This is a genomic window from Erwinia rhapontici, from assembly GCF_012271765.1.
GTDB lineage: Bacteria > Pseudomonadota > Gammaproteobacteria > Enterobacterales > Enterobacteriaceae > Erwinia > Erwinia rhapontici.
Map to the genome: position 1 here is coordinate 59617 of NZ_VRKO01000003.1, position 20686 is coordinate 80302.

Genomic DNA, 20686 nt, shown 5'->3' on the forward strand with positions numbered 1-20686 from the left:
GCTCGCGTTTATTTCGTTTTTTTACGGCCGTAAACCAGCCAGGTAATCGCGATACAGATCAGATAAAACACCAGGAACACCTTCATCGCTCCGGCGGGTGAACCGCTGAGTGACAGTGACATTCCGAAAGTTTGCGGGATAAAGAACCCACCCAGTGCGCCAATTGCCGAGATAAAACCGAGTGCGGCACTGGTATCGGTAACGGCTTCGTGCTGGGCGGCTTCATCGCTTCCGCCTGCTGCCTTAACCCGATCAATGGTGATTTTGCGGAAGATGACGGCAATCATCTGGAAGGTGGAACCACTCCCCAGGCCCGCCGCGAAGAACAGCACCATAAACACGCCATAAAAGGCGATAAATGAACCTGACTGGCCTTCACCCGGAAGCGTCAGGAACAGCAGTGCGGTAAATACCGCCATCAGAATGAAGGTGAACAGCGATACCCGCACGCCACCAAGGCGATCGGAGACGATGCCACCCGCAGAGCGTGCCAGTGCCCCAATAAAGGGACCAAAGAAGGCGTAATGCATGATGACCACATCGGGGAATTGTGTTTTGGACAGCATGGCAAAACCGGCAGAGAAACCGATAAACGATCCGAACGTTGCAAGGTACAACAGCGACAGAATCCACAGATGCCCGCGTTTCAGCACGGGCAGTTGCTGGCGCAGAGAACTTTTCGCCGCAGCCAGATCGTTCATACCAAACCAGGCGGCGAACGTGGCGATGAGCAAGAACGGCACCCACATCCAGGCCGCATTTTCTAACCACAGCCCATTTTCTGCATGAGAAGACGGGCCGCTAAACCAGCTAAACAAGGCTACCGAGATAGCGATGGGCGCAAACAACTGCATCACGCTGACACCCAGGTTACCTAACCCGCCATTAATGCCCAGCGCGGCACCCTGACGGGCCTTCGGGAAGAAGAAGCTGATGTTGCCCATGCTGGAAGCGAAGTTAGCCCCGGCAAAACCGCACAGCAGAGAGATCACCACAAATACGGCAAAGGGCGTGGCTGGGTTTTGCACGGCAAAACCCAGCCAGATGCAGGGCACCAGCATTAGAGCAGTGCTGAACGCCGTCCAGCGACGGCCACCAAATACCGGGACCACAAACGAATAGGGGACTCGCAGTAGCGCACCGGAAACCGACGGCAGCGCGGTCAGCAGGAACAGTTGATCGGTAGTGAAGTTGAAACCGACTTTATTGAGATTGACTGCAACGGTGCTAAACAGCATCCAGACGCAGAAGGCGAGTAACAGGCAGAACACAGAAATCCACAAATTGCGGCTGGCAATCCGTTTACCAGTTTGTTGCCAGAAAACGACGTTCTCAGGCTGCCAGTCCTGAATAAGCGCACGATTTTCCGTCCCTGGCGATGCGTTAATTTTCGACATAATTTTCTCACTGACTGTGTATTTATCAGCCTATCCTGGGCATCTCAGGCATTGTTTAAATTGACGTGTATCAATCAGGTTGCAGGTGAGAACATGCCCATGCAGAGGGAGTATGTCGTTTAATGTGGAGGGGGTAGGATATTAAGATGAATATAATCAGTTAGTTAATATCATTATGTTGTTTTATTTGCTGAACCACCAAAATACAGATATTTAGTATTACCACAAAATAGGTATGGGAATAGAAGGGCCAATCGGTGACAATCCTCCGCTGCCACTTCATCTGAAGAGATAGCATTCCGCGAATCGGCCACCAGCAGGAAGACAGGATGACAACCCAGCTTACGCAATTGCTCTCCAACAAACCCGCCAGTGTATTATTGATCGACGATCATCCGATGATCCGTAACGGGCTTAAGCAACTTATCGGTCTCGATTCACGTCTGTGCGTAGTAGGGGAAGCCAGTAACGGGGCGGATGGTGTGGCGCTGGCAGAACAGCTTGAAGCGGATTTGATCCTGCTCGATCTGAATATGCCCGGCATGAATGGTCTGGACACACTGGAACAGCTGCGGGCTATTGATGCCTGCGGTCATATTGTGGTTTTCAGCGTGTCAGATTATGAAGATGATGTGATCAATGCATTGAAACGTGGGGCTGATGGCTACCTGTTGAAAGATATGGAGCCTGAAAGCCTGTTGGAGTGCCTGCATCGGGCTGCTGCCGGGGAGCTGGTATTGAGTCATACCCTGCCCTCTTTGCTGGCCGCCAGTCTTCGCCAGCAATGCGCCCCACCACTGGCCGAAAAACCTGACTTCACCACACGCGAGCGCGATGTTCTCCGGTTAATCGCCCAGGGCATGAGTAATAAGCTGATTGCCCGCAGACTGGGGATCAGTGAAAGTACTGTGAAGGTGCATGTCAAACATCTGTTGAAAAAACTGAATATGAAATCCCGCGTCGAGGCCGCCGTCTGGGCACTTCAATGCGGAGAGGTGTGAGATAACCTGCAGGCAAAAAAAAACGGTGACCGAAGTCACCGTTTCTCGCATTACTTTATTCATCAGGTGGTTGCGCAACCTGTCCCGCTTAATTATTCACGAAACAGGGCTTCAATGTTCAGCCCCTGAGCCTGCAGGATCTCACGCAGGCGGCGTAAACCTTCAACCTGAATCTGGCGTACACGCTCGCGGGTCAAGCCAATTTCACGACCCACATCTTCCAGTGTTGCCGCTTCATAGCCCAACAGGCCGAAACGACGTGCCAGCACTTCACGCTGCTTGGCGTTCAGTTCGAACAACCATTTAACGATGCTTTGTTTCATATCATCGTCCTGCGTGGTGTCTTCCGGGCCGTTCTCTTTCTCATCGGCCAGGATGTCCAGCAGCGCTTTTTCAGAATCACCGCCCAGAGGCGTATCAACTGAGGTAATGCGTTCGTTGAGACGCAGCATCCGGCTGACATCATCAACAGGTTTATCTAACTTCTCGGCAATCTCTTCCGCACTTGGCTCATGGTCGAGCTTATGGGAAAGTTCACGCGCGGTACGCAGATAAACATTCAATTCTTTCACGATATGAATCGGCAGGCGGATAGTACGGGTTTGATTCATTATCGCCCGTTCAATCGTCTGACGAATCCACCATGTGGCATACGTTGAGAAGCGGAAGCCTCTTTCCGGGTCAAACTTCTCTACGGCGCGGATCAGACCGAGGTTACCTTCTTCAATCAGGTCCAGCAGTGCCAGACCACGATTGCTGTAGCGACGGGCGATCTTCACCACCAGACGCAGGTTACTTTCGATCATGCGACGACGAGAAGGAATGTCACCACGGAGTGCACGACGAGCGAAGAACACTTCTTCCTCTGCCGTAAGCAACGGAGAATAACCAATCTCTCCTAAGTAGAGCTGCGTTGCATCCAGTACGCGCTGGGTTGCGCCCTGTGATAACAGCTCTTCTTCTGCTAAGTCGTTATCACCAGGTTCATTTCCGACAAGTGCCTTCTCGTCAAAAACCTCAGCTCCGTTTTCGTCGAATTCCGCGTCTTCATTTAACTCGTTAACTTTCAGCGTATTCTGGCTCATAAGCGGCTCCTACCCGTGATCTCAGGGCAGAACACCAGGGTTCTGCCGGATTAACGTTGCGGTAAATAGCGCAACGGATTTACGGATTTCCCCTTGTAACGAATTTCAAAGTGCAATCTAACCGAACTCGTGCCGGTACTACCCATTGTGGCGATCTTCTGACCCGCTTTCACTTCTTGTTGTTCACGGACCAGCATGGAATCGTTGTGGGCATACGCACTCAGGTAGTCATCATTATGTTTGATGATAATCAAATTACCGTAGCCACGCAGAGCGTTACCGGCATAAACCACGCGGCCAGAGGCGGTGGAGATGACGGACTGACCGCGCGAACCCGCGATATCGATGCCTTTATTGCCCCCTTCGGAAGCAGAGAAGTTATCGATGATCTTACCGTCTGTCGGCCAACGCCAGCTTCCCACAGGGGTAGCGCTGTCTGTTGTACTACTGACGGTCGGGGCGGTAACCGGAACTGTTGTCGTTGCAGCAGTTTTCCCGGACGAAGGCAACATTTTGCCTTCACTTGGTGTACCTGAATCCTCAGAATACGTAATTACCGGTTGGTGTGCAACCGTTCCGGTGTTCATTTGTGAACCGGAAGAGGCCGTGGTCACGCCACCCGCATTCGCATCTGCTGCCGTGACTGCGTTGCCCCCAGTGATTGGGGTACCAGAGCCGTTAGCTACCTGTAATTGCTGGCCAACGTTGAGCCCATAAGGCGCGGCAACGTTATTGCGCTGGGCAAGATCACGGAAATCGTTACCGGTAATCCAGGCAATATAGAACAGCGTATCACCCCGTTTTACGGTGTAGGTATCGCCGCCATAACTACCTTTAGGAATATTCCCATAACTACGGTTGTACACAATTCGACCGTTTTCGGTAACCACATTCTGATTCTGGCTCGCGCTGGCAGAAGAGGAGGAAATCATTCCCCCACCCGACGCCGGAGGGCGAGCCGGGCGGATAAACCCGCCGTTGCTGCCACCGGAGCTGCTGTTCATGCCCGGGTTGCCAGAATTGCTGCTCATCATGCCGGAGTCATTTCCGCCAACAGAGCTGATGGGGGCCTGCGCGTTATCGCTGCTGGTACAACCTGCCAGCCAAAATCCTACCAATGAAACGGCCGCAAGACGGCGTAACTTAAATACTGGGCTTCCCGTGCTCATTCAATCCCCCATTACGGCAATGCTTTGACGAAAAAAATATAAACAACATAACAGCTGCACGACCGACGGCATTAAGCCCGCATGCGCAAATTTAGTCAGATACTAGCAATATCAATGACTGCGTGCCATGAAACAGTTGTATAGAAATATCCTGGTTGTTGCGGATATCAGGCAAGATCACCTTTTACCAGTGGGACAAAACGGACGGCCTCCACGGTATCGATGATAAATTCGTCACCTTTACGGCGAATGCGCTGCAAAACCTGCTGCTCTTCCCCCACAGGCAACACCATGATACCGCCCTCATCAAGCTGCGACATCAATGCTTCAGGAATTTCGGGCGGTGCTGCCGTGACAATAATTGCATCAAACGGCCCACGCGACGGCCAGCCAAGCCAGCCATCACCATGACGGGTAGAGACATTATGCAGATCCAGCTGCTTCAGGCGGCGCTTGGCCTGCCACTGCAAACCTTTAATCCGCTCGACGGAGAAAACATGTTCCACCAGATTGGCCAGAATGGCGGTCTGATAACCGGAGCCCGTGCCGATTTCCAGCACGCGTGACTCCGGCGTCAGGGCCAGCAGGGACGTCATTTTTGCGACCATGTAAGGCTGGGAAATCGTCTGCCCTGACCCTATCGGCAACGCTGTATTTTCCCAGGCTTTATGTTCAAAAGCCTCATCAACAAAGCGTTCACGCGGCACATCTTCAATGGCTTTCAGCAGCCGTTCATCATCAATACCCTGTTGCCGCAATTGTGCCAACAGTGTATCTATCCGCCCACTCACCATTCGCGATTGACCTCAACATTGGCTAACCAGGAAGAGACGACCTCCTGCGCGGCATGAGCAGTCAGGTCAACATGCAGTGCGGTCACCGAGACATAACCCTCATCAACAGCGGCAAAATCCGTGCCCGGGCCGGCATCAAGCTTTTCACCCGGCGGCCCAATCCAGTACATCGTATTACCGCGCGGGTCCTGCTGTGGGATGGCCTGATCGCTGGGATGGCGGCTGCCACAACGGGTGACGCGAATCCCTTTGATTTGATCGAGCGGCAAATCTGGCACATTAATATTCAAAATACGCCCGGTGCGCAGTGGCTCGCGCAGTAACGCTTTCAGGATTGAACAGGTGACGGCAGCGGCGGTGTCGTAATGCACATGCCCGTCAAGGGAGACCGCCAGCGCAGGCAGGCCCAGATGACGTCCTTCCATCGCAGCGGCTACCGTGCCTGAATAAATCACATCATCGCCCAGATTGGGGCCCGCATTGATTCCTGACACCACGATATCCGGCTTAGGACGCATCAGGGTATTCACCCCGAGGTAGACGCAGTCAGTCGGCGTGCCCATCTGCACCGCAATATCCCCGTTAGGATAGTTAAAGGTACGCAGAGGGGTTTCCAGCGTCAGCGAGTTCGACGCTCCACTACGATTACGATCGGGCGCGACAACCTGCACCTCAGCAAACTCACGCAGCGCTTTTGCCAGCGTCTGTATGCCTGGCGCATGGATACCGTCATCGTTACTCAGTAAAATGCGCATTGAGACCTAACCTGTTGATAAATTTTGTTCACCCTCCCCCGAAAACTGACTCGTGTTCCCGGGGCGTCGGATGCGGCTGAAAACATTTTAGCTGGATGCGCCAGGGAGTGGTAGGTGTAAATATCTGGTAAATAAAGGATGCCAGTGAGCCATCGCAGGGCGGGCCGATCAGCTTTCGGCCTTGTCTTCCCCCAGTTCCTGTAAAAAACGTTGCTGCGAACTCATCAGTTGAGTGAGCGTCAGGCACTGATAATCATAACCATAACGTGCGGCGATCTGCGCAATGATCCCCGCCAGCATCGGGTAGTGACGATGGTTCCAGTGGGGGAACAGATGATGCGTTAAGTGCAGATTCATTCCGCCCAGCCAGTAACCCAGCCAGTGCGGCCGCGTCGTCCAGTCGCAGGTTGTCGCAAACAGGTGACTGTAGCGGCTGTGGGGCAATTTCCCCTGTTCGGTGGGCTGGTAGCTGTTTCCTTTCGCCCAGTGAGTACCGATAATCAGCATGACAAAAACCAGCGATGCCAGCATCTGACAGGAAAGATAAACCAGCACGATTGTGCCGATGCCTAATGAAGGCGGCAACAGCCATAAGGGCAGCGCCAGCACCAGTAAAAAATGGCCCACTTTTACCAGTAAAAAAGCCGCCCAGCCTTGGATACCCTGCAGGCGCATTTTCGCCCCTACGCGTGTCTGCCCGGCGCGATCCAGCCAGTCAAACAGCCAGATATAATAGGGAAACGTCAGAGCAGCCACCAGCGGCCAGTAATAGCGCTGATAGCGCATTAGCGGGCGCAGTCGCTGAAAACGCGACTGGCGAAGAATGCCGTTCTCTTCCATATCCGGGTCATACCCGATGACATTATTTCCGGTGTGATGCATCAGCACATGGCGCACACGCCAGCACTCCGGGTCCAGCCCCAGCGGAATGGTAGCCAGCACATTCAGCCAGCGATTGGCCGATTTTGACCTGAAAAAAGCCTGATGCGAGGCATCATGTACCACGTTGATCGTCAGCAGCATGGCAAAGAAACTGACCCCGGCCTGGCAAGCCGCCCAGCCCGTCCAGTGAGTCTGCTGCAGGCCAAGCCAGCCGCAACCGGCAGCCAGTAAGGCCAGCAGCACCGCTTTGGCGATCATCGCCCCGTTGGCAAAACGGTGGTCGCCGTGCTGATCGAGCCACGCCTGAGTGGCTCGCGTCAACTCGCGGTGAAATTGCAGATTTTCACGGGAAAAACGCAGCGGTGGCGGGTTCATGCAACCTCCTCCGGCTGTCCCATCCGGCGTAAAAATGTCTGCTGACGCCGCAGCAGTTCGCGATAACTGATACAGCGGTAATTCATGCCGTGTTCGCTGGCAAGCCGGGCAAGTCTCTCCGCCAGTGCCGGATAATGCCGGTGATGCCATCCGGGAAACAGATGGTGCGTCAGGTGCATATTTAGCCCGCCAGTGAAATGCCCGATCCAGGCAGGCGAAGGCAGCCAGTCGCAGGCGGTGGCGAAGTTATGGCGATACCAGCCTTGCGGCAGCTTCCCGTCAGGCCCGACCTCGAAAAACTCCGCCTCAGCCCAGTGGGTGCCCAGCAGCAGGAATACCACCAGCAAAGAAGCCATCATCTGGCTACACAGCCAGGCACCCAGCACTACGGACATCGCGATGCCATTCTGCTCTGCCGCCCACAGCGGTACAGCGAGAACCAGCAGCAGATGCAAGACTTTACTGCCGCAAAACAATAGCCAGCCGCGGACACCCGGCATCACGTGCCTTCCCGCCAGCGGCGTTTTTCCGCAGCGGTCGGCCCAGTCAAACACCCAGGCCAGATACGGCAGCGACAGTGCGGCCACCAGTGGCCAGTAAAGATGCTGCCAGCGCATCCATGGTCGCCAACGCTGATACGGGGTTTGCCGGAAGAAACCGTTCTCTTCGGTATCGAGATCGTAATGTTCGATATTGGCGTAAACATGATGAAAATGGACATGGCGAACGCGCCAGTAATCCGGGTCCAGCCCCAGCGGCAACGTCACCAGGCGGCTGATAAGACGATTAACACGCGGCGAACGGCTGAAGACACCGTGGCTGGCATCATGGTTAACCACAATATTAAGCAGCATTGCCATCAGCATAAACAGGAGATAGCAGAGAACAAATCCACCGCTGCTGGACTGAAGCAGGCTCAGCCCATAGCAGGAGACACAAAGTATCAGTAACACCCCTGCTTTCAGCCAGTCGCCGCGCCCGGCGAAACGATGATCTTTGGATGCGGAAAGATACTGATGCGCTGCACGCTGCAACGCCTGGTGGAAAGCCTGTTCGCCATCCGGAGGATAACGCAGCGGTGGCAGTGAATTAGCCATTTTCGGCCTCCGGGATCAGCACCTGACGCCCCCACCCCGCCGCCAGCGCGATGCTGTGCAGCATCACCAGCAGTGCACCGGCCAGCCAGATCTCAACCGACTCGCGGCACAGGATAAACCACGCCGGATACGCCAGCCCCACCACCAGCCACAGCAGCGGGCTCCAGCGCCGTCCTTCCGACAACCCACCTAATGCCACCGCCCCGAGCGCCAGTAAAACAAACAGCGCCACCTGCTCCCGGCCGATATTTTGATAGCCGTAGCCATATATCCAGACATAACTCGCCACCAGCACAAATAACAGCAGCATACCGCTGGTCAGTGCGCGGGCGCGGCAATGAAACGTTGCCGCGCTTTTCGCCGGAGAAAATGGCAGTTTAAGCAGCCGGAAAAATGGCCGGTTACTGGCCCAGAACGGGTTACGGGATGAGCGCTCCCCACCGGTGCCGAAGCGATACTCTGTTTCTGGCAGGCGGGCAAACGTCCCAAACATTTTGTCCCAGAAAATAAAGCTGCCGCCAAAGTTCTTATCGGAATAAGCGCGATCGCAAACGTGATGGACACGGTGATGATTCGGCGTCACCAGAATATATTCCAGCCAGCCCAGCTTCGGCGTCAGCGCGTTGTGGTTAAACAACTGCACGCTGTAGTGGAAAATCGATACGGTGATAAACACCGACAGCGGCACACCGGCTATCGCCAGCAGCAGGAAAAAGGGAATCGAGGTCAGTGAAGAGTACCAGGAGTTACGCACCCCCAGCGACAGATTAAAGTGCTCGCCCTGGTGATGGACGACGTGCACGGCCCACAGCAGACTGAAACGATGATGCAGGCGGTGCAGCCAGTAAAAGGCAAAATCCCAGGCCAGCAGCGCAAACAGCCACAGTCCCCAGGTCGGCAGCACATCCAGCCAGTGCTGGCTGAAGTGCAGCGCCACATAGCCGTAACAGGTCACCTCAAGGCCACGAAACAGCCACAGCATGATATGGCCGGAGTTGAGGTTAAACACCACATCATGCCAGTTGACCCGCTGCTTATCCTGACGGTTCAGCACCAGCGCCTCGGCCATCACCAGCAAGACCATCGCCACAATCGGCACGACCAGATCACTCATTGCCGCTCTCTCCATGAATAAGGAAACGTCTGTGCTGCCCGCAGGCAGATCCAGCCGCAGACCAGCGCCACCAGCGCACCGCTGACCAGGTCAATAAACAGGTGGCGGCGCAGTTGCAGAATCGATACCGCGATCAGCGCCCCCCACAATAACAATAGCCCGCTGCGCCAGCGTTGTTCAGGCTGATACAGCGCCCAGACCGCCAACAGCGACAGCGCCATATGCAGCGAGGGCAAACAGTTCTGTGTTGAGTCGGCGGCCACCAGCTGCGCCAGCAGATGCGAACTCAGCCCCTGACCGTGATCGATGGGATAGACCAGCGTGGTGGGCCACAGCAAATACACCGCACCGCACACCAGCGCGGTGAGGATCATTGAGCCCGTTAACCAGCGCAGTTTCTCCGGACGGCAGAACAGATAACCCGCGGGGATCAGCAGGAAAAAAGAGAGGTAGAGCCAGATGCCATCGGCACTGAACGGAATCATCCGGTCAACGAAACCGGGGTGCATCACCGTGCCGGGCCCCTGCCAGCGATCGCTGAACGTGTAGATCACGCCGACACTGCCCCAGCCCAACAGCATTGCCACTAAGCGACGTAACAGATTCATACGCCTTCTCCTTTTTGGCGAATAATACGCCGCCGCTTGCGGTCAAACTGCGGCATCAGCGGCTGTACACTGAGCTGCCAGCACAGTCTCTCCGTGGCGATCCCCTGCTGTGCGAACAGCGCAATCAGCGCCTGCTGGCAGGCGACCAGCGACGCTTCATCCGCATCGCTAATCAGCTGCACATCATGCATCCCCGTCTGCACCAGCCGGTAATCACTGGTCAGCGGCAGGGAACGGGCAATCGCGCGGCTGCACACATCGGCAAAGACGGCCTGCACGTCACCCTTCATATCAGGTAGCAGAAGCTGGTCATCGCGACGTCCTTCTATAGCCTCCAACACCCGGGTCGGCTGCCCGCAAGGGCAAGGTTCATTTGCGGCGACCAGCACATCGTCCAGCCGGTAGCGAATCACGGGCTGAGTGCGGCGACTGAAATCCGTAATCACCGGCGTAAAGCGCCGCTCATCAATCCACTCCGGCTCCACATGGATAAATTCTTCATTAAGATGCAGGCGCCCATGAGAACAGCTGGCCGCGAGAAACCCCTCGGTGGCCTGATAGACCTCGGCCACATCGCCGAACACCGTTTCTAGCAGCTGGCGATCCTGCGGTTCCAGCACTTCCGCTACGGAGATCACCCGGCTGACGCTCAGTTTAAGTTGCCCACCCTGCACGGCCAGTGCCAGCGCCCGCAAGACCTGTGCTGGCGCCACAATAATCGTCGGCGCAAACGCCGGCAGCGTACGCAAATGCTCACTGAACGGTGCGAACAGATCAAAGAACGCCAGGCTCAGCCAGCGGGTATTCACGCTGTGATAGAGATGATTATCGGCACGCAGAAACAGCGCCACACGTTCACCGGAGAGCAGCCCGCGTGGCAGCATCTTCGCCAGCATACCGCCTGCCCAGATGCGCTGCTCCCGTGGACTCACCACAAACACGCCGCGCCGCCCGGATGTGCCGGACGATAAGCCCACGCTGAAGCGCCCGACTTTCGGCGCAAAATCGCGGTCTTGTTCACTTTTCAGGGCACACTGGAGCAGCGTATCGACCTGCAGCCCGGCGGTATTCATCTGATCAAAATGGGTCATCATCTGCGCTTTGTCACTCAGCGGCCATGACGACAACGGCAGATGACAGAACGGGGCATAGAACGGACTTTTCGCCATCACCTGACGGGCAAAACGTTGCAACTGCCTGGCCTGCCACCGCTCAAGCGCGGCGCGATCGCGAAACCGCAGCCGCCGCGCACGGAAGTAGTGCCACAGCATACGTACCGGGATCATAAATCCCCCTCGTGACACAGCAGAATACGCACTTTGCCGCCACGCCAGAGCTGGTGCAGCTGGGTGAGCGTGCGGTAATAGGCGGCGCTGTCATCCATAATCAGACTGGCCAGCCGTGAGGGGCCGCGCAATTTCTGGTAGTTATCCGGGCACCAGGCGGCATCGCTGGCCAGCAGCGTCCAGCCATCATCCTGCAGGATAAACGCGCCAAGATGCCCGGCAGCATGGCCCGGCAGCGCGACCAGCACAATTTCGCCGTTGCTGTCCGGCAGTTGCCAGCCGCGCTCAAAAGGATGAAGTTCAGCGGGAAGATCGACAACGTCGAAGCGCTCAACAAAATGCAGGCGTGACTCAAAATCGGCCGGGATCAGTCCCGGCACAAAAGCATTTTTCAGCGCGCGCACACCTTTCAGGCTGCGGGTTTTCTGCCAGCCCTCCCCGGAGGCGATCATTGGAACGCCCGGAAAATCGTGCAGACCGGCAATATGGTCGCCGTGGAAATGGGAAATAATCAGCCCCTGGATATCATCAGGTTGATATCCGGCCTGGCCGAGCTGCGCCACCAGCGCCTGCTCTGGCGAGAAATAGACCGGGGTCAGCTGTGCATAGAGACGGAAAATGCCTTGACGGGTGTGATCAATAAAGTGGCTGGCGTAGCCGGTATCCCATATCCAGCGACGGTTATTGGCCTCCAGCAACCAGGCTCGGGCAGGAAACTGGCAGACGCGCAGCCCGGCACCGCGCAGTGCCATGCAGCCACGGTGAGTGCAGTAACCCGCTTCGAACGTCGTCAGTTTAGCCACGCTGACCCACTCCCTGCTGCCGCCACCATGCCCCGGTCAGCGCAATCGCCTCATCCATAGAATAATGCGGGCGATAACCCAGTTCATCGATGACACGCTGCTGGCTGAGGGTCATATCCAGGCTCACCGCGCCGACGCTGTAGCGGGTCAGTAACGGCTCACGCCGCGTCAGTAACGCCGCCCCCTCCATCAATGCCGCCACACCGTAAAGCAGGCTGGCAGGCAGTGAGCGGATCGCGCAGTTCAACCCAAGCTGCTGGTTAAGCAACGGGCGCAACACCTCCGCCAGCGTTACCGGCTGCTGATTGGTCACGTTATACACCGCGCCAGAAGCCAGGTCGGGTACATCGGTCGCCAGCCACATTGCCTGCACCACGTTGAGTACAAAGGTCAGATCGAGCAGCGTATTCCCGCCGTTGGGCAGCCGCAGCACGCCATTATCACGCTGAATCTGTGCCAGCAGGCGCGGCACAATCACCCGATCGTGTGGACCAAACAGCGCACGCGGACGCAGCATGACAAAGGTGGTGGCAGGATGCTGTGCCACCCGCTGCAACACCACCTGCTCGGCGGCATATTTGCTGGCAGCATAGTGATTGGCAAAACGCCGGGCGCGGAAGGTTTCATCAATATCGTGATGAGGGGAATAATCGAAATAGATTGAGGGCGTGGAGATATGAATAAAACGCCGAACGCCCCGCTGCCCGGCGGCAGCCGTCAGACGCTCAGTGGCCGTAACATTGGCCTGCCAGAAATCGTCACGCGGCCCCCAGGGCGAGGACTTGGCAGCGCAGTGCCACACGGCCTCAGCCTCGCCGACCAGGTCAGCGCAATCGGCAGCCGAAGCCCGGGCCAGATCCAGGGCGGTAAACTGCGCCCCGCACTGCCGCAGTATCTCTCCCACCGCATCATCACGCCCGGTTGCCAGCACCTGATGCCCGGCTGCCAGCAGCCACTCAACGGCGTTGCGCCCCAGACCACTGGTGGCTCCGGTGACCAGAACCTTCACGGCAGCAGCACCATGCCACCCAGGGTTAACCCGGCGGCGGTACCAATCAGCATCACCGGGCCTTTTTGGAAACGATCGGTGACCATCGCTTCATGCAGCGCGCTGGGAATCGATGCCGCCACCTGGTTTCCGCGATAACGGTAAATATCCACCAGCGCATCACTGCTGACGTTCAGCCGTTTACGCATATGTTCCAGCGACAGGTGGCTGGCCTGATGCGGCACCACCGTGGCGATCTGTGCCAGAGTCAATCCGGCCATCGCCAGCAGGCGCGCCAGATAATCTTCGATCAGCCCCGAGGCCTGACGGAACAGTTTTTTGCCCTGCATATGGAACAGAAAATCGCTGTCGCGCATGCCCGCACGCGGGTTGCAGCGCGTGCCTCCGGCACGGATCTCACAGAGTTCACTGCCATCCGGCCAGCTCTCCATCAGGCAGGAGATAATGCCGCTTTGCCCGTCACCGCGTTCCACGATGGCGCAGGCCGCGCCGTCGCCGAAGATCAGCGATGACTCTTCATGCTCCCAGTCAATACCGCGTGACGCCAGCTCAGTCGACACAATAGCAATGCGCCGATAGGCACCGCAGTTCACTAATCCCCCCGCCACCTGCAACGCCGAAATAAAGCTGACGCAGCTGCTGTTAATATCAAACACCGCGGTGCCCGGCGTCAGAGGCGACAGCTTGAGCACCTGTATGGCACTGCATGGCAATGCCTGGACGGCGATGGCCGAGGCGAAGATGAGCAAATCAATGGAAGCCGGGTCGATATGTTGTGCACTTAGTGCAGCGGCCAGCGCATCGGCGCCCAGTTGCGCCTGACTGGCCTGGTGATCGGCATGAAAGCGATGAGCGATACCCGAGCGTTTTTCAACATAGCCGGGTTTCATACCCAGACGTTCGTCGAGCATCGCTGAGGTGACGCAGCCGGGAGGCAGGGCCACACCGCTGGCAATAATCTTCAAAGGCACGAAAGCCGTTGTGCTATCCGGCACTGGCAGATGGGGTTGGTTCATCCGTATTCCCATTAACAAAATTGTTAAATTATTGCGCATTGTAACGGAAGTACGGGTTCTCGCAAAATCGCCAGAAAAGAAGAAGATAGCGGGGAGAAAACAGTGAAAGGAACGACTGACTTAAGCGGATAAATCAGCAGAGCCTGCTGAGAATCAGGCTCTGCTGCAAGGGGAATTACTCGTCAACCTCGGCTGCGCTGCCCTGGGTCAACAGCAGTTCGCGCACCACGCTGGTGGCAAAGCTGCCCGCCGGGAGCCAGAAGTTCATCTCCAGCGTGACGTCATCCAGCCAGTTCCAGCGGAGATCGCGCGGGATCACCAGCATTGCACGACGTGCGGCATCCACACGTTCACGATCCATCAGCGCGAGCAGCGCAGCTTCACCGGCCAGGCTGTTTTGCTCAAAAGCCAGCGCTTCGTCACGCGTACCCCACTCGCCGCTGCCCGGCAGCGGTGCAGTAATGCGCAGTTCACTGGCATCAACGCGCTGCTGCAGGGTATCCAGCTCCGCAGCCTCAGCCACAAACCAACTGCCGCGCCCGGTCAGCTGCAAGGCATCGCCCGGCAGCACCTTACACAGTGAGCCCTGCTGCGCCAGACGGTCACTGACCACCTGATTAAACATGGCGCTGCGGGCAGCCGACAGAATAAAGCTGCGTTTATTGCGCTCACGCACGCGGATTTCATCTGCCGCCCAGCGCTGCGCCATCGTCAGATTGTTACCCTCATGGCCGAAACGCTGGCTGCCAAAGTAGTTGGGTACGCCGTCACGAGCAATCAATTGCAGGCGCTGTTCCACCGCATCACGGTCAGAAATCTGGCGCAGTACCAACGCAAAGGCATTGCCCTGTAACGCCCCGGTACGCAGCTTGCGGCGATGGCGGGCGCTTTCCAGTACCTCAACGCCTGTCAGCTCAAACGCGCTGAGGTCCGGAGTGACTTTGCCCGGTACACGCAGGCAGAACCACTGCTCGGTCACCGCATGGCGATCCTTCATCCCGGCAAAACTGACGTCACGCGGATGAATGCCAACAAACTTTGCCAGCGCTTCGGCGACAAAACGGGTATTGCAGCCATTTTTGCGAATACGCACCAGCAGCTGTTCGCCGTCACCGTCCGGGGCGTAGCCGAGGTCTTCGATCACAACGAAATCTTCCGCGTGAGCCTTCAGCACACCGCTGGCAACCGGCTGACCGTGCAGCCAGCCCTGTTGGGTTAAATCCATCGGTTACACCTTCATCAACAGGGCAACGGCTTCACAAGCGATGCCTTCACCGCGCCCGGTAAAACCGAGTCTTTCGGTGGTGGTCGCTTTCACATTGACCTCATCCATATGGATCCCGAGATCTTCAGCAATATTGATGCGCATCTGCGGCGCATGGGGCAGCATTTTCGGTGCCTGAGCAATAATCGTCACATCGACGTTGCCCACGCGATAGCCTTTTTTGGCGATCTGGCGCATCGCTTCGCGCAGCAGTTCGCGGCTGTCCGCGCCTTTATAAGCCTCATCGGTGTCCGGGAACAGTTTGCCAATATCGCCCAGTGCCGCCGCACCCAGCAGTGCATCTGTCAGCGCATGCAGGGCAACATCACCATCAGAATGCGCCAGTAACCCTTTTTCATAAGGGATTCGTACGCCGCCAATAATCAGCGGGCCTTCGCCACCGAAGGCATGGACATCAAAACCGTGACCGATACGCATTATGTGTTCTCCTAACGTTGTATTTGGGTCAGATAAAATTGCGCCAGCGCCAGGTCTTCCGGCCTTGTCACCTTCAGGTTATCACTGCGCCCGCTCACCAGCTCAGGGTGGTAGCCACAATATTCCAGCGCAGAGGCTTCATCCGTGATCGTGGCGCCTTCATTCAGCGCACGCAGCAGGCAGTCATGCAATAACGCCTGCGGGAAAAGTTGCGGTGTCAGCGCATGCCACAGCGCTTCGCGCTCAACGGTATGATCAATATTGCTGCGGCCCCCGATGGCGCGTTTCATCGTATCGCGCACCGGGGCGGCAAGAATACCGCCCACTTCGCTGGTGGCGGTCAGTGCCAGCAGTCGGGTCAAATCGCTGAGATGCAGGCAGGGCCGAGCCGCATCATGCACCAGCACCCATTGCGCCTCTTTTGCCGCCTGCAAACCTGCCAGTACCGAATCAGCGCGCAGTCCGCCGCCGACCACCGTCGTCACACGCACATCCGCGGCCACCGGCAACTGGCGAAAATGGATATCCTGCGGGCTGAGCGCCACGATCACCCGGCTGACAGCCGGATGAGCCAGCAGCGCATCGATGCTGTGTTCCAGAATGGTTTTTTCACCAATGGTGAGATATTGCTTGGGGCACTCGGAGAGCATACGGCTACCGATCCCCGCAGCGGGGACGATGGCGATGATCTCCGGAGAGGATTCGGCGTTATTCATGATGCTCATGGTGATGGTTACTGACTGGCTGTTCGCTGCTGCGCGTTTCGTTTGTTTTGATCCGGCACAAGGCGATAGAAGGTCTCGCCGGGTTTAATCATCCCCAGCTCATTGCGTGCGCGTTCCTCGATCGCTTCCGAACCGCCGTTTAAATCGTCGATTTCGGCAAAAAGCTGATCGTTACGCGCTTTAAGCTTGGCGTTATTGGCCTGTTGCTGAGCAACATCCTCATTAACGCGTGTATAATCATGAATGCCGTTCTTGCCCAGCCAGAGCGAATAATGCAGCCAGCCGAGAAGTACAAGTAACAGCAACGTAAGTTTGCCCATCCCCGCCCCCTGAAAAACGGCTCAATCATCCCATAACTTTTGGTATGACTCCACTCCGTCGATGAAATAGAGCCACTTTCTCAGAATACGGCGTCAATACGCGTTAAAAAAACAGCAAAAAAGAGCATTAAAACGCCCTGCACTGATAGATTTTGTAACGTTGCGATGTATTTGCACATCTCACTGACGGGTCACCAGCCGGTGAGAAGCGTAAATAACAGCCAGAAAAGGGCGATCACCAGCAGCACCGTCGCCAGCGCAGCCCAGACAAAATGCTCACGCAGCAGCATAGTCGCGGCGATTCCCACCAGCACCGACACCGGTAACAGTGCCAGGAAGAAAGGCCAGGTGTAGAGGAAAAAAAACAGGGTAGTGGAACCATACAGCAGGAAAGGGATCGCCAGCGCGACCCACCATGAAACAAAGCCCATCGCGCCACCAGGGATGGCCCATGACGGCTCTTCCCGCTCGCGTTCGTCTTTACCTGCCAGCATGGGGGTAACGTTTTGCATAGACTTCCCGTTGATGCTTAGGCGGAGGCCAAACTGCCTCCGCCTGATAACTGCCCGCAAACGGGCGTTAGCCGAAGCTCTCTCAGGGTTTGATAATATCTCGCTGGCGCAGCACGTCTAATAACTGGCGGGTTAAATGTGTTACCAATTGTTCACCATCCAGATGAATATCCGCTCGTTCAGGGGCTTCATACACTGCATCGATACCGGTGAAATTTCGCAGCTCCCCGGCTCGGGCTTTTTTGTATAACCCCTTCGGATCGCGTACTTCACAGATAGCCAGCGGCGTGTCGACAAAGACTTCAATAAAACGCCCTTCCCCGACCATGTCGCGCACCATCTGACGCTCGGCACGATGAGGGGAGATAAAGGCGGTTAATACCACCAGCCCGGCATCCACCATCAGCTTCGCCACCTCACCGACGCGGCGAATATTCTCTTTACGATCGTCATCACTGAAACCGAGATCGCGGCACAGGCCGTGACGCACATTATCCCCGTCCAGCAGATAGCTGCTGACGTTCAACCGATGCAGTGCCTGCTCCAGCGCGCCAGCGACGGTGGATTTACCGGAACCTGACAGCCCGGTAAACCACAGCACTGCGCCCTGATGACCATGCTGCTGCTCACGCTGTTCCCGGCTGACCGGATGCGCGTGCCACACCACATTTTCATCATGCTGCGCCATATTACTTACCGCCCAGCAGGTCGCGTGCATTCCAGTGTGGGAAATGACGACGCACCAGTGCATTCAGTTCCAGTTCAAAGGCGCTGAAATCACCGCTGCTCTGTTGCACATCGTCCAGCGGCTGACGGATCATACCCGCGCCAACGGTCACGTTGCTCAGGCGATCGATAAAGATCATCCCGCCGGTCACCGGGTTTTGCTGGTACGGATCCAGCACCATTGGCTCATCGAAGATCAGATCCACCAGCCCGATACCGTTCAGCGGCAATTCATCGGTGTTGTGCTGCGTCAGGTTGTTGATCTCCACCTGATGCTGAATGCGCTCCACGCGCGCACGGGTTTTCTTCCCGGCAATTTTCACGTCGAAACTCTGGCCCGGCACCAGCGGTTTTTCCGCCATCCAGACCACATCCACTGCCGCAGCCTGCACCGGCGTCAGGTCAGCATCCGCGGCCACCAGCAGGTCGCCACGACTGATATCAATTTCGTCTTTCAGCACCAAAGTAATCGCTTCCCCGGCGGCAGCCTGCTCCAGATCGCCATCGAACGTCACGATGCGCGCAACAGCAGACTCCACGCCAGATGGCAGCACTTTCACCCGCTGTCCGACCTGAATAATGCCGGAGGCCAGCGTCCCGGCGTAGCCGCGGAAGTCGAGGTTCGGGCGGTTAACATACTGTACCGGGAAGCGCATTGGCTGCTGCTCCACCACGCGTTGTACATCCACGGTTTCCAGAACGTCCAGCAGCGTTGGGCCGCTGTACCAGTTCATCGCGTCGCTCGGGGAGGCGACGTTTTCGCCCTCCAGCGCCGACAGCGGCACAAAGCGGATATCAAGATCGCCTGGCAACTGCCCGGCAAAATCCAGGTAATCCTGTTTGATGTGCTCGAAGGTCTCCTGGCTGTACTCCACCAGATCCATCTTGTTGATGGCGACGATCAGATGTTTGATACCCAGCAGAGTGGAGATAAAGCTGTGGCGACGGGTCTGATCGAGCACGCCTTTGCGCGCATCGATCAGCAGGATCGCCAGATCGCAGGTTGAAGCGCCGGTCGCCATGTTGCGCGTGTACTGCTCATGGCCCGGCGTGTCGGCGATAATGAATTTACGCTTCTCGGTGGAGAAGTAGCGATAGGCCACGTCAATGGTAATGCCCTGCTCACGTTCAGCCTGTAAACCATCAACCAGCAGCGCGAGATCCAGTTTTTCGCCCTGGGTTCCATGACGTTTACTGTCGTTGTGCAGTGACGAGAGCTGATCTTCGTAAATCTGACGTGTGTCGTGCAGCAGACGCCCAATCAGCGTACTTTTGCCATCGTCCACGCTGCCGCAGGTAAGAAAGCGCAGCAGGCTTTTATGTTGCTGGGTGTGCAGCCAGGCTTCCACGCCGCCCTGGTCGGCAATCTGTTGTGCAATTACTGTATTCATGACGGTTCCTTAGAAGTAGCCCTGGCGTTTTTTCAGCTCCATTGAGCCGGCCTGATCGCGGTCAATCATGCGCCCCTGGCGCTCACTGGTGGTGGAAACCAGCATCTCTTCGATGATCCCAGGCAGCGTTTGCGCTTCGGACTCGACGGCGCCGGTCAGTGGCCAGCAGCCGAGGGTACGGAAACGCACCATACGTTGCTCGATCACTTCGCCCGGTTGCAGGTCAATGCGATCGTCGTCGATCATCATCAGCATACCGTCACGCTCCAGCACCGGGCGTTCCGCGGCCAGATACAGTGGCACAATCTCGATATTTTCCAGGAAGATGTACTGCCAGATATCCAGCTCTGTCCAGTTGGACAGCGGGAAAACACGGATGCTTTCGCCTTTGTTAATCTGACCGTTATAGTTGTGCCAAAGCTCAGGCCGCTGATTTTTCGGGTCCCAGCGATGAAAGCGGTCACGGAAGGAATAAATGCGCTCTTTCGCACGAGATTTCTCTTCATCACGGCGTGCGCCACCGAAGGCCGCATCAAAACCGTACTTATTCAGCGCCTGCTTCAGCCCTTCAGTTTTCATAATGTCGGTGTGTTTGGCACTGCCGTGAACGAACGGGTTAATGCCCATCGCCACGCCTTCCGGATTGCGGTGGATCAGCAGCTCTGCACCAATATTTTTCACCATGCGATCGCGGAATTCGTACATTTCGCGGAATTTCCAGCCAGTATCAACATGCAGCAGCGGGAACGGCAGTGTTCCCGGATAGAAGGCTTTACGCGCCAGGTGCAGCATCACCGATGAGTCTTTGCCGATAGAGTACATCATCACCGGGTTGCCGAACTCTGCGGCCACTTCGCGGATAATATGGATGCTTTCCGCCTCCAGTTGACGCAGATGAGTGAGTCGTTTCTGATCCATA

At 56.6% G+C, this 20686-nt stretch carries 22 protein-coding genes; 1 reads left to right on the plus strand and 21 read right to left on the minus strand.

Annotated elements, in window-relative coordinates; translation table 11 throughout:
• Positions 1-8: 8 nt before the first annotated feature.
• Positions 9-1397, minus strand: a complete 1389-nt coding sequence (locus FVB43_RS01320) for a NarK family nitrate/nitrite MFS transporter (RefSeq protein ID WP_133846011.1) — start codon at positions 1395-1397, stop codon at positions 9-11.
• A gap of 329 nt (positions 1398-1726) precedes the next feature.
• On the opposite strand from FVB43_RS01320, the gene narL reads away from it, so the two are divergent.
• Positions 1727-2398 carry a two-component system response regulator NarL gene (narL, locus tag FVB43_RS01325; RefSeq protein ID WP_167863265.1) on the plus strand — a complete coding sequence of 224 codons (672 nt, stop codon included), beginning with the start codon at positions 1727-1729 and terminating at the stop codon, positions 2396-2398.
• 92 nt (positions 2399-2490) lie between these two features.
• Here the strand turns inward: narL and rpoS are convergent, their stop codons facing one another.
• The 20 genes from rpoS to cysD form a co-directional block, all read right to left on the minus strand.
• Entirely contained in the window at positions 2491-3483 is a 993-nt protein-coding gene (gene rpoS / locus FVB43_RS01330) for an RNA polymerase sigma factor RpoS (RefSeq protein ID WP_133846013.1), read from the minus strand.
• A gap of 50 nt (positions 3484-3533) precedes the next feature.
• Positions 3534-4652, minus strand: coding sequence for a murein hydrolase activator NlpD (gene nlpD / locus FVB43_RS01335; RefSeq protein ID WP_133846014.1), 1119 nt, complete (start codon positions 4650-4652; stop codon positions 3534-3536).
• 167 nt (positions 4653-4819) lie between these two features.
• Positions 4820-5446 (minus strand): protein-L-isoaspartate(D-aspartate) O-methyltransferase, encoded by a 627-nt coding sequence (locus FVB43_RS01340; RefSeq protein ID WP_133846015.1) that lies wholly within the window; start codon positions 5444-5446, stop codon positions 4820-4822.
• Positions 5440-6201 carry a 5'/3'-nucleotidase SurE gene (gene surE / locus FVB43_RS01345; RefSeq protein WP_167863266.1) on the minus strand — a complete coding sequence of 254 codons (762 nt, stop codon included), beginning with the start codon at positions 6199-6201 and terminating at the stop codon, positions 5440-5442. The genes FVB43_RS01340 and surE overlap by 7 nt, the downstream gene beginning before the upstream one ends.
• Before the next feature lie 168 nt (positions 6202-6369).
• The gene (locus FVB43_RS01350; RefSeq protein WP_167863267.1) at positions 6370-7458 is read right to left on the minus strand and encodes a fatty acid desaturase family protein; all 1089 of its coding nucleotides are present in this window, start codon (positions 7456-7458) and stop codon (positions 6370-6372) included.
• Positions 7455-8555 (minus strand): acyl-CoA desaturase, encoded by a 1101-nt coding sequence (locus tag FVB43_RS01355; RefSeq protein WP_167863268.1) that lies wholly within the window; start codon positions 8553-8555, stop codon positions 7455-7457. Before FVB43_RS01355 ends, FVB43_RS01350 begins: the two co-directional genes overlap by 4 nt.
• Positions 8548-9669, minus strand: coding sequence for a sterol desaturase family protein (locus FVB43_RS01360; RefSeq protein WP_167863269.1), 1122 nt, complete (start codon positions 9667-9669; stop codon positions 8548-8550). Before FVB43_RS01360 ends, FVB43_RS01355 begins: the two co-directional genes overlap by 8 nt.
• Positions 9666-10277, minus strand: a complete 612-nt coding sequence (locus FVB43_RS01365) for a phosphatase PAP2 family protein (RefSeq protein WP_227534984.1) — start codon at positions 10275-10277, stop codon at positions 9666-9668. The genes FVB43_RS01360 and FVB43_RS01365 overlap by 4 nt, the downstream gene beginning before the upstream one ends.
• A complete protein-coding gene (locus FVB43_RS01370) occupies positions 10274-11563 on the minus strand; it encodes a F390 synthetase-related protein (RefSeq protein WP_167863270.1) in 1290 nt (429 codons plus the stop codon). The genes FVB43_RS01365 and FVB43_RS01370 overlap by 4 nt, the downstream gene beginning before the upstream one ends.
• Complete coding sequence (locus FVB43_RS01375) at positions 11560-12366, minus strand: MBL fold metallo-hydrolase (protein WP_133846021.1); 807 nt, start codon at positions 12364-12366, stop codon at positions 11560-11562. Before FVB43_RS01375 ends, FVB43_RS01370 begins: the two co-directional genes overlap by 4 nt.
• Entirely contained in the window at positions 12359-13375 is a 1017-nt protein-coding gene (locus tag FVB43_RS01380; protein WP_167863271.1) for an NAD-dependent epimerase/dehydratase family protein, read from the minus strand. The genes FVB43_RS01375 and FVB43_RS01380 overlap by 8 nt, the downstream gene beginning before the upstream one ends.
• On the minus strand, positions 13372-14391 hold the full coding sequence (locus FVB43_RS01385) for a 3-oxoacyl-[acyl-carrier-protein] synthase III C-terminal domain-containing protein (protein WP_167863272.1): 1020 nt from the start codon (positions 14389-14391) through the stop codon (positions 13372-13374). The genes FVB43_RS01380 and FVB43_RS01385 overlap by 4 nt, the downstream gene beginning before the upstream one ends.
• Before the next feature lie 175 nt (positions 14392-14566).
• Positions 14567-15616, minus strand: coding sequence for a tRNA pseudouridine(13) synthase TruD (gene truD, locus FVB43_RS01390; protein WP_133846024.1), 1050 nt, complete (start codon positions 15614-15616; stop codon positions 14567-14569).
• A gap of 3 nt (positions 15617-15619) precedes the next feature.
• Entirely contained in the window at positions 15620-16093 is a 474-nt protein-coding gene (ispF, locus tag FVB43_RS01395; protein ID WP_133846025.1) for a 2-C-methyl-D-erythritol 2,4-cyclodiphosphate synthase, read from the minus strand.
• 11 nt (positions 16094-16104) lie between these two features.
• A complete protein-coding gene (gene ispD / locus FVB43_RS01400; protein ID WP_133846026.1) occupies positions 16105-16809 on the minus strand; it encodes a 2-C-methyl-D-erythritol 4-phosphate cytidylyltransferase in 705 nt (234 codons plus the stop codon).
• Positions 16810-16826: 17 nt separating this feature from the next.
• Positions 16827-17138 carry a cell division protein FtsB gene (ftsB, locus tag FVB43_RS01405; protein WP_167863273.1) on the minus strand — a complete coding sequence of 104 codons (312 nt, stop codon included), beginning with the start codon at positions 17136-17138 and terminating at the stop codon, positions 16827-16829.
• 191 nt (positions 17139-17329) lie between these two features.
• Entirely contained in the window at positions 17330-17650 is a 321-nt protein-coding gene (locus FVB43_RS01410) for a DUF3561 family protein (protein WP_133846028.1), read from the minus strand.
• Positions 17651-17732: 82 nt separating this feature from the next.
• Positions 17733-18338 (minus strand): adenylyl-sulfate kinase, encoded by a 606-nt coding sequence (gene cysC / locus FVB43_RS01415; RefSeq protein ID WP_167863274.1) that lies wholly within the window; start codon positions 18336-18338, stop codon positions 17733-17735.
• Between the two features lies 1 nt (position 18339).
• Complete coding sequence (gene cysN, locus FVB43_RS01420; RefSeq protein WP_167863275.1) at positions 18340-19767, minus strand: sulfate adenylyltransferase subunit CysN; 1428 nt, start codon at positions 19765-19767, stop codon at positions 18340-18342.
• A gap of 9 nt (positions 19768-19776) precedes the next feature.
• Positions 19777-20685 carry a sulfate adenylyltransferase subunit CysD gene (cysD, locus tag FVB43_RS01425; RefSeq protein ID WP_133846031.1) on the minus strand — a complete coding sequence of 303 codons (909 nt, stop codon included), beginning with the start codon at positions 20683-20685 and terminating at the stop codon, positions 19777-19779.
• Between the last annotated feature and the right edge of the window lies 1 nt (position 20686).